The following is a 13,056-nucleotide window of genomic DNA, read 5'->3' on the forward strand; positions in this document are numbered from 1 at the left end:
GGGACCCCCCCCGGGCCCGGATCCCCCGGGGGGGGGGCCCCCCCCCCCCCCGCCGGCCCCCCCCCCCCCCGCCCCCCCCCCCCCCCCCCGGGGGGGGGGGCCCCCCGGGGGGGGCGGGGCCCCCACCACCGGCCCTGGGGCCGGGCCGACACTCAGCGAGTCGGGCGGTCCCGGCGGGACGGGAACTGGGCGCCGGGCCGGGCCAGGCTCGACCGGGCCCGCAGTCCGACCGGGTCGGGAGCGGTGACGGCGGCCGGCGCCGGCGCGGCCACGGCCGGGTCGCGCAGGGAGTCCAGGTACGCCATCGCCGCCCGGTCCTCCTCGGTCGGCGCGGCGAGCAGGGCGTACACCAGGCCCACCACGCCGAAGATGACCAGCAGGACGATCGGCAGGAGCATGGTGCTGACCGTGGCCCCGGCGATGTCGGTCCGCTGGTCGTGCAGGTGCACCGACATGGCGCTCATCCCGGTGAAGTGCATGCCGTTGACCGCCACGCCCATCACCAGCGCCGAGCCGAAGATCGCCAGCCCGCGACGGACGGTCACCGCGAGCCAGAGCGCCACGGTGGCGGCAACCACCGCGATCACGATGGACGCCACCACGCGCAGCGTGTCGTAACCGATCTGGCCGTCCAGTCGCATCGCGGCCATGCCGGTGTAGTGCATCGCCGCCACACCGAGACCGGTGAACAGGCCGCCGGCCAGGATGCGTACCGCCGACAGCCGGCCGGTGCCCACGATGGCCAGGCCGATGCCGACCGCGATCACCGCCAGCAGCGCGCTGACGACGGTGATCGGCACGTCGTACCGGATCCGCGAGCCGGTCACCGCGAAGCCGAGCATCGCCATGAAGTGCATCGTCCAGATCGCGGTGCCGCCGAGCGCCCACGCCGCGAGCGTCCCCCACCAGATCTTCTGCCCGGTGGACTGCGCGATCCGGATCCGGCCCGCGAAGATCAGGCCGAGGATGGAACCCAGCACCGACAGCGCGTAACTGATCGCCGGCGTGATCCATCCGTATTCAAAATGATTGATTTCCGCCACAACGGGCTCCCCCCAGAGCTGCTACCAGCGCGTAGCGACGCGCCGAAGACATGATCGGGGAGCACCCGAGTAGGCACAATAGGCGTTCGGAGGCACTTCACGCCGTGTTGTCACGATTACTCAGCGATGCGTCGGTTTCCGAACGACAACCTCACGCCGGCGAATGGTAGGACAGCACTCCCCGGTTGACGGCGGCGATCGCCTGCCGGGCCGTGGCCCGCAGCTCGGTCGAGGCCCCACCCGAGTCGGCAAGCTGCCCGAGGAGGTCCACCACCTGACGGGCCCACCGGACGAAATCACCGGCCGGCATCTCGCCGTCGAACTCGTGCCCGCTGGCCAGCACCTTCGCCAGCGCCTCACCCCGCGCCCAGCGGTAGACCGGCCAGGCGAAACCCAGATCGGGCTCCCGGGTGACGGTCAGGCCCCGCGCCGCCTCGTCCGCCTCGATCTCGCTCCACAGCTTCAACGTGGCGTCGACCGACTCGGCGACCCCGCCACGCGGCAGCGACGCCCGCTCGTCGACGTCCCGGCGCGCCTCGAAGACCACCACCGAGACCGCCGCCGCCAGCTCGGCCGGGGACAACCCGTCCCAGACCCCGCGCCGCAGGCACTCCGCCACCAGCAGGTCGGCCTCCGTCCAGATCCGCCCCAGCATCCGCCCGGCGTCGGTCACCGCGCCCTCGGCGGTCAGGTAGCCCCGCGCGGTGAGCAGGGCCACGATCCGGTCGAACGTACGCGCCAACGACCCCGTCCGCCCGGAGACCCGCTGCCGCAGCTCCTCGGTGTCCCGCTCCAGCCGCCGCCGACGCTCCGCCCAGCGGGCGTGCTCCTCCCGCTCCGGGCAGGCGTGGCAGGGATGCCGCCGCATCTCGGTGCGGAGCTGGGTCAGCCGGTGGTCCTCCCCCGACTGCCGGCCGCGTGCGCCCCGACGGGAGTGCCGGTCCAGCCCGGTGCCGCTGACCTGCGCCGCCAGGTCACGCCGGGCGGCCGGATTGCGGTGGTTGAAGTGCTTGGGCACCCGGATGCGCGCCAGCACCTCGGCCGGGGTGGTGAAGTCGCCGGGGCTGATCCGACCCGCCCACCGGTCCTGCGTGAGCACCAGCGGCCGGGGCTCACTGAACCCGCCGGCCGCCGGATCGAGCACCACGGCCAGACCGGCCCGGCGCCCCGACGGCACCCGGATCACGTCACCCACCCGCAGGCGCTCCAGCGCCGCCACCGCCGCCGCCCGGCGTTGACTCTGCCCCTGACGGGCGATGGCCCGCTCCCGGTCGGCGATGGCGACCCGCAGCGCGAAGTACTCGTCGAAGTCGCCGTGGTGACAGGCCGCCTCCGCGCCGTACGCCTCGATGGTCTCGGTGTTGCGCTGCACCTGCCGGGCCAGGCCGACCACCGACCGGTCCGCCTGGAACTGCGCGAACGACGACTCCAGCAGCTCGCGGGCGGGTGCCGCGCCGACGGTGCCGACCAGGTTGACCGACATGTTGTACGACGGCCGGAAGCTGGACCGCAGCGGATACGTCCGGGTGGAGGCCAACCCCGCCACGTGCCGCGGATCGGTCTCCGGGGACCACACCACCACGGCGTGCCCCTCGACGTCGATGCCCCGCCGGCCGGCCCGCCCGGTGAGCTGCGTGTACTCCCCCGGGGTCAGGTCGACGTGCGCCTCGCCGTTGTACTTGACCAGGCGTTCCAGCACCACGCAACGGGCCGGCATGTTGATGCCCAGCGCGAGCGTCTCGGTGGCGAAGACCGCCTTGACCAGCCCCCGGACGAACAGTTCCTCGACGACCTCCTTGAACGCCGGCAACATGCCGGCGTGGTGGGCGGCCAGCCCGCGCTCCAGGCCGTCGAGCCACTCCCAGTAGCCCAGCACCGACAGGTCCTCGCCCGGGATGGCGGTGATCCGGGACTCCACCACCCGGCGGATCTCCGAGCGCTCCTCGGGCGAGGTGAGCCGCAGCCCGGCCGCCAGACACTGCTGCACCGCCGCGTCGCACCCGGCGCGGCTGAAGATGAACAGGATCGCCGGCAACAGGCCCTCGCGGTCCAGCCGGTCGACGATGTCCGGCCGCAGCGGCCCCCGCCAGCGCGGCCCCCGCCGCCCGGCACCCGGCCCGGCGGACCGTCCCTCGCCCAGGTCGAGGCGGCGCACCGTGTCCCGGGTGTAGCGCAGCAACTCCGGGTGCACGTCGTGCTTGCGGGCGGCGTCGGCGTCGTGGAACAGGTCGAACATCCGCTTGCCGACCAGCATGTGCTGCCACAACGGCACCGGACGGTGCTCGCTGACCACCACCGTGGTCTCGCCGCGAACGGTGATCAGCCAGTCGGCGAACTCCTCGGCGTTGGACACCGTCGCCGACAGCGACACCAGCGTGACCGAGGCGGGCAGGTGGATGATGACCTCCTCCCACACCCCGCCCCGGAACCGGTCGGCCAGGTAGTGGACCTCGTCCATCACCACGTACGCGAGGCCCTGGAGGGTGCTCGACCCGGCGTAGAGCATGTTGCGCAGCACCTCGGTGGTCATCACCACCACGGGCGCGTCGCCGTTGATGGCGTTGTCGCCGGTGAGCAGCCCCACCTGCTCGGCGCCGTAGCGGTCGACCAGGTCGTGGTACTTCTGGTTGGACAGCGCCTTGATCGGCGTCGTGTAGAAGCACTTGCGGCGGGCGCCGTCGGCCGGCGCCGGCTGCCCGGGGGCACCCCGCAACGCCAGGTGTACGGCGAACTCGCCGACCACGGTCTTGCCGGCCCCGGTCGGGGCGCAGACCAGCACCCCGCTGCCCCGCTCCAGGGCCTGACACGACTCGCGCTGGAAATCGTCGAGGTCGAACCCGAGATCGGCGGTGAACTCTTCCAGGGCCGGGAACTGTGAGGCCTGGGCGGCCCGGCGGCGTGCCGCGGCGTACCGCTCGGCGGGGCTCGACATGTCACCAAGATTAGTGCGTGCCACCGACGGCCACCCGGCAAGGCCGTCCGGCAGGGCGGTCCGGGTGGGTCGGTAGGGTGCACGTCGTGCCGGATCATCCCGAACCGACCGACGCCCTCCCCGGTGTCGACGACACCCGTCGCAGGCCGTCCCGCCGGCCCGTACGGGCGGTGCTGCTCGACTTCCACGGCACCCTCGCCCAGGTCGAGGAGCCCCGGGAGTGGGTGCGCGCCGCCGCGGCGACGTGCGGTGTGGAGCTGGACCGGATTCGCGCCACCTCGCTGGCCGACCGGCTGCTCACCGCCGGCCGGGCCGGAGGACCACTGCCGGGTCGGGTGCCGCCCCGACTGGCCGAACTCTGGGCCGACCGTGACCTCTACGAGCACGCCCACCGGGGCGCGTACACCGGGCTGGCCGAGACGGTCGACGCCGGGATCGACGGGTTCGCCGACGCCCTCTACGAGCGCGTGCTGGTGCCGGAGGGCTGGGTACCGTACCCGGACACCGCCCCGACGCTCGCCGGACTGCGCGCGGCCGGCGTCAAGGTGGGCGTGGTCAGCAACATCGGCTTCGACCTGCGGCCCATCTTCGACGCCTGGGGCCTCGCCGGCCTGGTCGACGCGTTCGTCCTCTCCTACGAGGTGGGCCGGTGCAAGCCCGACCCGGCGATCTTCTGGCGCGCCTGCGGGATGCTCGGCGTCGACCCGGAGGAGTCCCTGATGGTCGGCGACACTCCCGCCGACGCCGGTGCCGTGGCCGCCGGTTGCGCCGTGCTGGTCCTGCCTCCCGCCGACCCCGGCCGCCCCAACGGCCTAGGTTCCGTCCTCGACCTCCTCCCCCACCCCTAACCCCCCACCCGCCCTCCCCCTCCCCCCGTCCGGTTGATCAAGGAGTTTGCGTCACCCGCCGCCCCCGGGCGCGATCAAACTTCTTGATCAACGGGGCGGGCGCGGGCGGCTCACGCGATCATGGAGTTGTGGTCGCTGGTTCGCGGCTTTTGCCAGCATTCTCGGCCGCCGCGACTCCATGATCAGCGGGGTCAGCGTGAGGTGCGGAACGTCGGGGCGGGTGTGGGGGCTGGCTTGCGCCGGGGAGGCTGTGCAGGCGAGGGCGGAGGGTGATGCGGGGTGGGTGACGCGGGCAGTGCGGGGGTGCAGGGGAGTGCAGGCGGGGTGGGAGCGGGTCAGTGGAGGAGGTGGAGGGCGGCGGGGACGGCGGTGACGGTGACCGGGAGGGGTAGCGAACGCTCGCCGTCGGCGTACGTGGTGATGCCCTCGGCTGCCACCGTGACCGTGCGGGCGCGGTAGGTGCGCACCAGCGGGTGGTCCACGTGCGTGCCGGCGTAGATGCGCGGCTTGACGCGGATCAGCGTACGACGGTCGAACCGGCCACCGACCACCACGTCGAGCAGCCCGTCGGTCGGGTCCGCGTCCGGGCAGATCCGCATCCCGCCGCCGTAGCTGGCACTGTTGCCGACCGCCACCAGCACCGCGTCGACGTCGACCCGCTCACCGTCGAGGGTGAGCGTGTACCGGCGTGGGCGCAGCCGGGCCAACTCCACCAGGATCGCCAGATCGTAGCGGCGTGCGCCCTTCGGCCGGCGCATCCGGTTGGCCCGCTCGTTGACGATCGCGTCGAAACCGGCCGCGAGCACAGCTCCGTACCAGCGCACCGTGTCGTCGTACCCGGTCATCCTGGCCAGGTCGACGGGACGGCTGCGGCCCGCGCGCAGCGCCGCCGCGATCACGTCCGCCGCCGCGCGCGGATCGCTCGGGAATCCGGTCTCGATCGCGAAGTCGTTGCCGGTGCCGGCGGGTACCGGGGCGAACGGCACCGTGGTGCCGGCCACCGCCTGCATCGCCCGGTGGACCGTGCCGTCGCCGCCCACCGCGACCAGCGCGGACGCGCCCTCGGCGACCGCCGCCCGGCAGGCCGCCTCCGCCTCGATCGCGCTGCCCGCGCGCAGCAGCCGGACCGGACGTCCGGCGGTCGAGAGCCGGTCCACCAGGTCCGGCAACAGGCCCCGGTGCCGGCCGCGCCCGGCGGTCGGATTCGCCAGTACGGCGACTGGCCCGTCGGGATTCGGGAGGTGATCGTCTGCGGTCACGGCGTGCACCGTACCCGCCATCCGGTCCCGGGGTCAGCGGTGAACGGCCCGAATTCCCCGGCCCGCCCAGCACGAACGCCGCCCCCGACGGGAGCGGCGTTCGTGGTGATCGGTCCGGTCAGGTCACGTCGTCGAAGCGACGCTCGATCGGCCGGGGTGCGGTGACCGGCTCGGGGGCCTCGATCGGGCTGGACGCCTCCACCCGCGCACCCGCCTGCACCGGCTCCGGATCGGGCTCCAGCGGGGAGACCTCGTCGTCGTCGAGACCGGCGTAGACCTCCTTGCCGCGCCCGCGCCGTTTGTCGTTGAGGAACGCGACCCCGACGGCGGCGAAGTAGAGCGCGCAGAGGCACAGTGCCAGCGCGGTCATGCCGAACGGGTCCGGCGTCGGGGTGACCACCGCGGCGAAGGCGAAGAACAGGAAGACGGCGATCCGCCACCAGCCGAGCAGCTTCTTCGCGCTGGCGATACCGACGAAGTTGAGCATCAGCACGATCAGCGGGAACTCGAACGCCACCCCGAACAGCAGGATCAGGTTGGTGACGAACGATATGTAGCGGGTGATGTCCAGCGTCGTGTTGATGTCGTCGCCGGAGACCTGGAGCAGGAACTCCAGGCCCTTGGAGGTCACGAAGTACGCCAGCACCGCGCCGGCCGCGAACAGCGGCGCCGCCAGGGCGGTGAAGACGTACGCGTACCGCCGCTCGTTGCGGTGCAGGCCGGGAGCGATGAACGCCCAGAGCTGGTAGAGCCAGATCGGCGCGGCAATGATCAACCCGACCCAGAGCCCGATCTTCAGGTTGAGCAGGAACAGGTCCGCCGGACCGAGCTGGACGAAGTTGCACCGTCCGTCAGGCGTCGTGCTGCCGGGAAGCTGGCAGTACGGCTGCGACAACAGATGACGGACCGGACCAGCCAGCCAGATGCCGATGCCGAAGCCGACCAGGATGGCCAGCGACGCCTTGAACAGCCGGCTACGCAGCTCACGGAAGTGCTCGATCAGGGTCATCGAGCCGTCGGAAGCCCGCTCGAAGTTGCTCGGCCCGCGTTTGCGGAGTCCGAAGGCCACGGTGATCGGCCTCCGGAATCAGTTCTCGCGGACGCGCTGCACCGGGTCGGCGACCGGCTGCTGCACGGAACCCTGGTACGGCGGCTGCACAGTGCCCTGGTACGGCGGCTGCTGCGGGGCCTGCTGGGGCTGCTGCGGCGGGTACGGCTGGTAGCCGGCCTGCGCGTCGGCCTTGCCGGCGAGGTCGCGGTCGTCGTCGGCGAGGCTCTTGGTCTCCGCCTTGATGATCCGCAGCGAGCGGCCCAGGGAGCGCGCCGCGTCGGGAAGCCGCTTCGCACCGAAGAGCAGGATCATCACGACCACGAGTACGGCGATGTGCCAGGGCCTGAGGGCACCCATGGAAAACTCCAGTCGCTCTGTGTCGATGAGGGTGTACCGCAGCCCATCGTACGTGCGTCATCGGCTGTTGCCACCCGCCGGGCGAAGGGGCGTCCCGGTGGGTGAAGTCTCGACCACGTACGAGCATCCCGTCAACCACCGAATCGATCATGCGGGGTCGGATCGGGGCAGGTCGGCGCTCAGTCGCCCCGGCTGGCGCGGATCAGGGTCAGCCGCTGTTCGGTCGTCTCCAACCGGCTCTGGATGCTCTCGGCGCGCTGCTGGAGGCTCTCCGCGGCGGCGCTCAGCGCGGCGGCCTCGTCGGCCCGCCGCTGCAACCGCAGGACCGCACGACGCAAATGCGGCAACCGGGCCATCACCGGACGAACCGCCAGCGCGAGGACGACCAACGGCACCAGCACCAGCGCGAGCACGATCCACTTCAGCACGGCGTCAGCCTACTGCCTGGCCGCCTGCGCCGCCGGGTCCGCACCCGGCGACACCGGCGTCGCGTACGCCTCGAGCGCCGCCACGGCCGCGTCCCGGACCTGCTCGGCCAACTCGGCCGGGGCGACGACGGTGACGTCCGGACCGAGGCCGAGCACGAATCGACGGGCCCAGCCCAGGTCGGTGACCCGCAGCGAGACCTCCCACCGCTCGCCGTCGGACTCGATCCGCTCACAGGGGTAGTACTCGGTGATCCACCGCTCCCCCCGGCCGATCCGCAACGTGATCAGCGGCAGCTCCGACGAGGGCCGGAACACGCCCTCGCTGAGGTCCTGCGGGCGGGCCTGCGGCGGCACCACGGCCGCCTCGCTCAGCTCGGTGACCGCGTCGATCCGGTCGGCCCGGAACAACCGGACCGCCTCGGCCCGGCGGCACCACGCCTCGACGTACGTGCGGCCACCGACCATCAGCACCCGCAGCGGGTCGATGACGCGCTCGGTGGTCTCGTCCCGCGCCGCCGTGTAATACGTGATGCGCAGCGCCCGGCCGCCCTCCACGGCGGCACGGAGCTGCTCCACCCGGCCCGTGTCGCCGGGCAGCCGCACCTCCACCGGCGCCGCGACCTGGTCACCGGCCGCGTCCTCGATCTTGGCGAGGGCCCGTTCCACCGCCTCCCGGTTGGCCACCCCGGGCGTCTCGGCCAGCATCCGCAGCGCCACCACCAGGGCCAGCGCCTCGTCGGGCGTGAGCCGCAGCGGCCGGTCGATCCCCGCGTCGTAGGTGATCGTCACCCGGTCGCCGTCGAAAGCCATGTCGATCAGGTCACCCGGCCCGTACCCGGGCAGCCCGCAGACCCACAACAGCTCCAGGTCCTCGCGGAGCTGACGCTCGGTGACACCCAGGTCGCCGGCCGCCTCGGAGATCTCGATGCCGGGCCGGGCGAGCAGGTACGGCACCAGGTTGAGCAACCGGGCCAGCCGGTCGGCCGAGGTGCGGGAGGAGGTCTTCGCGCTCACCGGGCTGGCCTTCCGTTCGCGACTGCGGGGCTCGCAAGCTCACTCCTCGCGCTCACCGAGCCGACCTTCCGTTCGCGACCGCGGGGCTCGCAAGCTCACTCCTCGCGCTCACCGAGCCGGCCTTTCGTTCGCGACCGCGGGGCTCGCAAGCTCACTCACCGCGACACCGCCATCTCGTCGTGCCGGACGGCGATCTCCTTGAGACGCTGGATGACCGCCTCGCGTACCTCCGGTGGGTCCAGCACGCGCACGTCGGGCCCGTAGCCGACCAGATGCCCGGCCAGGGAGTCGGCGTCGGCGTAGGGCAGGACCAGCCGGTCGCCCTCCGGCCCGACGGTTGCCTCCACGGCCCAGCGGCGCAGCCCGGCGGCCCGCCCCGAGGCCACCAGCACGGTGGCCCGACCGGGCCGTTCGGTCGGCCCGAACCAGCGGGCCACGTGGCTGATCAGGTCGACGTCGGCCGGTGGCTGGTAGGCGCCCGACGCGCCGGTCGCCCGGACCGGACCGGCGACCCGGGACAGCCGGAAGCAGCGGGTGGCGTCGCGGTCCAGGTCGTGGCCGACCACGTACCACCGGCCACGCCAGCAGACCACTCCCCACGGTTGCAGGCGGCGGCGGGTGGGTGCGTCCTGGTCGGGTACCCGGTAGTCGAAGCGGACCTCGCGCCGGTCCCGCGCGGCGGCGGTCAGCGGGGCGAACGCCGGATCGACCGTCACCATGGGTTCCAGGCCGAGCGTGGCCTGCGGGTCCACGTCCACCCCGGCGGCGCGCAGCTTCGCCAACCCGGAGGAGGCGGCGGCGGCCAGGCCGGCGTGCTGCCACAGCCGCGCGGCGATGCCGACCGCAGCGGCCTCGTCCGGTTTCAGGGGAATGTCGGGCAGGGCGTACTCACGCTGGGCGATCCGGTAACCCGGCTCGGTATCGAAGGCGCTCGCCGTCCCGGTCTCCAGCGGTACGCCCAACTCCCTCAGTTCGGCCTTGTCCCGCTCGAACTTGCGCTGGAACGCCTCGTGCTCCCGGGCGTCGTCGGGATGGTGCTCGTAGCCGGGCACGGTCGCGGCGATCTGCGCAGCGGTCAGGAACCGCCGCGTGGACAGTAGGCAGATCACCAGGTTGACCAGGCGTTCGGTGCGACTTCGCGACACGGCGTAGACGCTAGCAGCCGTACCGCTCCCGGCACGCACCCGCGCCGCCCCCGGATGTAAGGAAGGGCCCCCTACTAACGCCTCGTGTATAGGAAGGGTCCCTTCCTTACATCCGTACCCGGGCGTGAGTGGACGGCGGGGTGGAGCTAGCGTGCGGGCATGGTGCGATGGCGGGCAGGCGTGGTGGCGGCGCTGCGGCGGCGGTGGACCGGAGCAGTCGAGCTCGACGTCGAGCTGACCGACGGCACGTCGATGCGGGCGCTCGCGTACCCGGAACTGGTGGGTGAGCCCGAGCCCGGCGACCGGGTGCTGCTCAACGCCGGCGCGCTGCTGATGGGCCTGGGCACCGGCGGGTACGCCATGGTGGTGGCGGTGCCCGACCGGCTGCCGCCGGACCCGCCGCAGGCCCTCGACTCCCGCGACGCGGGCCACCTGGTCAAGGCGCGCTACACCCCGTTGCAGCCGATCCTGCTCGGGGTGGACGAGGAGGCATCACCGCACCGCGAGGTGCTGGCCGCCGCCGAGGACCTGGGTGGACTGCCGGTGGTGACGGCCGACCTGCACTCGGCGCTGCCGGCGATCCTGGCCGGCATCCGGGCCGAGGCGCCGCAGGCGAGGGTGGCGTACCTCCTCACCGACGGTGGGGCGCTGCCCGCCTGGTTCTCCCGGACCCTGGCCGGGCTCCGCGACGAGTTGGTCGGCACGATCAGCGTCGGGCAGGCGTTCGGCGGCGATCTGGAGGCGTCCACCCTGCACAGCGGGCTGCTCGCCGCCCGGTACGTCCTGGACGCCGACGTCGCCGTGGTGGCGCAGGGTCCGGGCAACCTGGGCACCGGCACCCGCTGGGGTTTCTCCGGCGTGGCCGTGGGCGAGGCGGTCAACGCGGTCGCCGCGCTGGGCGGGCGGCCGGTCGGCTCGCTCCGCATCTCCGACGCCGACCCCCGCCCCCGGCACCGGGGCGTGTCGCACCACAGCCTGACCTCGTACGGGCGGGTGGCGCTGGCCCGCGCGGACCTGGTGGTGCCCGACGGCCTGGACCCGACCCTGGCGGCCGAGGTCGACGCGGCGCTGGCACCGCTGGCCGACCGGCACACGGTGGTACGGGTGGACGACGCGGGCCTGGACGCGGCGCTGCGGCGCAGCCCGGTGCCGCTGTCGACGATGGGACGCGGCCTGGACGCCGACCACGCCTACTTCCTGGCCGCTGCGGCAGCCGGCCGGTACGCGGCCCGCCTCACGTCGACGACATCCCCGCCGCCCGCTGCGTTCTGAGTCACGTGACGCCACCACCGTCCGGCGCACCCTGAGGAATCGTGTTAGTAGGGGTCCCCTGCTCTACCGCAGGCGTTAATAAGGTGCCCTTCCTTACGCCTCAGGCGAAGATGATCAGGGCTATCCAGCCGCCGACCATTGCGGCCAGGGCCAGCGCCAGCACCCAGGTCGGCACGGTGTACTCGCCTCGGCGGTTGCGCTCGACCTCGGCGCGCACCTTCTCGCGGCGGCGTTCGATCCAGCTCTGCCGCTCGGTGCCTGGGGTGGGGGGTTCGGGAGGAAGCATGGCCCGACCAGCCTACCCGGGCCCGTCCGGCGTGCGGACGGACCCGGGTAGACCAGGTCACATGCTGGCGATCAACCGCTCCACCCGCTCGTCGTACGCCCGGAACGGGTCCTTGCACAGCACGGTGCGCTGCGCCTGGTCGTTGAGCTTGAGGTGCACCCAGTCGACGGTGAAGTCCCGCCGCTTCTCCTGGGCGTGCCGGATGAACTCGCCGCGCAGTCGGGCCCGGGTGGTCTGCGGCGGCGTCTCCTTCGCCTCGAAGATCTCCGGGTCGGTGGCCACCCGGTCCACGTCGCCACGCCGCTCCAGCAGGGCGTAGAGCCCACGTCCCCGGCGCAGGTCGTGGTAGGCGAGGTCCATCTGCGCCACCCGGGGGTGCGACAGCGGCAGGTCGTGCTTGCGCTGGTAGCGCTCGATCAGCCGGAGCTTGGTGACCCAGTCGATCTCGCGGGAGACCGGCTCCAGGTCACCGCTCTCCACCGCGCTGAGTACCCGCCCCCACAGCTCGACGACCCGCTTGGCGGTCTGGTCGCCGCCGCGCCGCTCGACGAACTCGATCGCCTTGGAGAGGTACTCCTGCTGGATCTCCAGCGCGCTGATCTCCTTGCCGGAGGCCAGCCGCACCTTGCGGCGACCGGTGATGTCGTGCGACACCTCGCGGATGGCCCGGATCGGGTTCTCCAGGGTGAGGTCGCGCATCACCACCCCGGCCTCGATCATCCGCAGCACGATGTCGGCGGTGCCGACCTTGAGCAGCGTGGTGACCTCGTTCATGTTGGAGTCGCCGACGATGACGTGCAGGCGGCGGTACCGCTCGGCGTCGGCGTGCGGCTCGTCCCGGGTGTTGATGATCGGGCGGCTGCGGGTGGTCGCCGAGGAGACGCCCTCCCAGATGTGTTCGGCCCGCTGGGACAGGCAGTAGACGGCACCGCGAGGGGTCTGCAGCACCTTGCCGGCGCCACAGATCAACTGCCGGGTGACCAGGAACGGGATCAGGACGTCGGCGAGCCGGCCGAACTCCCCGTGCCGGGACACCAGGTAGTTCTCGTGGCACCCGTAGGAGTTGCCGGCCGAGTCGGTGTTGTTCTTGAACAGGTAGATCTCACCGGCGATGCCCTCGTCGTGCAGCCGCTTCTCCGCGTCGATGAGCAGACCCTCCAGGATCCGCTCACCGGCCCGGTCGTGGGCGACCAGGTCGACCACCGAGTCGCACTCCGGGGTGGCGTACTCCGGGTGTGAGCCGACGTCGAGATAGAGACGTGCGCCGTTGCGGAGGAAGACGTTGCTCGACCGGCCCCAGGACACCACTCGGCGGAACAGGTATCTGGCTACCTCGTCAGGGGACAGCCGCCGCTGCCCACGGTAGGTGCAGGTGACGCCGTACTCGGTCTCCAGACCGAAGATTCGCCGCTCCATGATGA

12 protein-coding genes are annotated in these 13,056 nt (G+C 72.6%); 2 read left to right on the forward strand and 10 right to left on the reverse strand.

Features of this window, described 5'->3' with window-relative positions:
• Positions 1–152 precede the first annotated feature (152 nt).
• Together ACFYTT_RS21990 and ACFYTT_RS21995 are read right to left on the reverse strand one after the other, a co-directional pair.
• Positions 153–1,043, reverse strand: a complete 891-nt coding sequence (locus tag ACFYTT_RS21990; RefSeq protein ID WP_131056350.1) for an MHYT domain-containing protein — start codon at positions 1,041–1,043, stop codon at positions 153–155.
• Between the two features lie 151 nt (positions 1,044–1,194).
• The gene (locus ACFYTT_RS21995; RefSeq protein ID WP_387261702.1) at positions 1,195–3,975 is read right to left on the reverse strand and encodes a DEAD/DEAH box helicase; all 2,781 of its coding nucleotides are present in this window, start codon (positions 3,973–3,975) and stop codon (positions 1,195–1,197) included.
• 86 nt (positions 3,976–4,061) lie between these two features.
• On the opposite strand from ACFYTT_RS21995, the gene ACFYTT_RS22000 reads away from it, so the two are divergent.
• Positions 4,062–4,823: an HAD family hydrolase gene (locus ACFYTT_RS22000; protein ID WP_387261705.1), complete on the forward strand. Its 762-nt coding sequence runs from the start codon at positions 4,062–4,064 to the stop codon at positions 4,821–4,823.
• Positions 4,824–5,158: 335 nt separating this feature from the next.
• On the opposite strand, the gene ACFYTT_RS22005 is transcribed toward ACFYTT_RS22000, so the two are convergent.
• From ACFYTT_RS22005 to ACFYTT_RS22030, 6 genes are all read right to left on the reverse strand, one after another.
• Entirely contained in the window at positions 5,159–6,103 is a 945-nt protein-coding gene (locus tag ACFYTT_RS22005) for a diacylglycerol kinase (RefSeq protein WP_176094017.1), read from the reverse strand.
• A 97-nt stretch (positions 6,104–6,200) separates the two neighbouring features.
• Complete coding sequence (tatC, locus tag ACFYTT_RS22010) at positions 6,201–7,151, reverse strand: twin-arginine translocase subunit TatC (protein WP_176094016.1); 951 nt, start codon at positions 7,149–7,151, stop codon at positions 6,201–6,203.
• Positions 7,152–7,169: 18 nt separating this feature from the next.
• On the reverse strand, positions 7,170–7,490 hold the full coding sequence (gene tatA / locus ACFYTT_RS22015) for a Sec-independent protein translocase subunit TatA (protein ID WP_131052329.1): 321 nt from the start codon (positions 7,488–7,490) through the stop codon (positions 7,170–7,172).
• Positions 7,491–7,669: 179 nt separating this feature from the next.
• Positions 7,670–7,918: a hypothetical protein gene (locus ACFYTT_RS22020; RefSeq protein ID WP_131052328.1), complete on the reverse strand. Its 249-nt coding sequence runs from the start codon at positions 7,916–7,918 to the stop codon at positions 7,670–7,672.
• 9 nt (positions 7,919–7,927) lie between these two features.
• Positions 7,928–8,932: a YafY family protein gene (locus ACFYTT_RS22025; protein ID WP_176094014.1), complete on the reverse strand. Its 1,005-nt coding sequence runs from the start codon at positions 8,930–8,932 to the stop codon at positions 7,928–7,930.
• A 155-nt stretch (positions 8,933–9,087) separates the two neighbouring features.
• Positions 9,088–10,077 (reverse strand): YafY family protein, encoded by a 990-nt coding sequence (locus ACFYTT_RS22030; RefSeq protein WP_176094013.1) that lies wholly within the window; start codon positions 10,075–10,077, stop codon positions 9,088–9,090.
• Positions 10,078–10,236: 159 nt separating this feature from the next.
• Here ACFYTT_RS22030 and ACFYTT_RS22035 point away from each other — a divergent pair, with 159 nt between their 5' ends.
• Positions 10,237–11,349 carry a DUF3866 family protein gene (locus ACFYTT_RS22035; protein ID WP_131052325.1) on the forward strand — a complete coding sequence of 371 codons (1,113 nt, stop codon included), beginning with the start codon at positions 10,237–10,239 and terminating at the stop codon, positions 11,347–11,349.
• Between the two features lie 100 nt (positions 11,350–11,449).
• Here ACFYTT_RS22035 and ACFYTT_RS22040 read toward each other — a convergent pair whose 3' ends face one another.
• Positions 11,450–11,635, reverse strand: coding sequence for a hypothetical protein (locus ACFYTT_RS22040; RefSeq protein ID WP_131052324.1), 186 nt, complete (start codon positions 11,633–11,635; stop codon positions 11,450–11,452).
• A 57-nt stretch (positions 11,636–11,692) separates the two neighbouring features.
• Positions 11,693–13,051, reverse strand: a complete 1,359-nt coding sequence (pafA, locus tag ACFYTT_RS22045; protein WP_131052323.1) for a Pup--protein ligase — start codon at positions 13,049–13,051, stop codon at positions 11,693–11,695.
• Positions 13,052–13,056 lie beyond the last annotated feature (5 nt).

It is taken from the genome of Micromonospora sp. NPDC003816, from assembly GCF_042874705.1.
In the GTDB taxonomy this organism is placed as follows: domain Bacteria; phylum Actinomycetota; class Actinomycetes; order Mycobacteriales; family Micromonosporaceae; genus Micromonospora.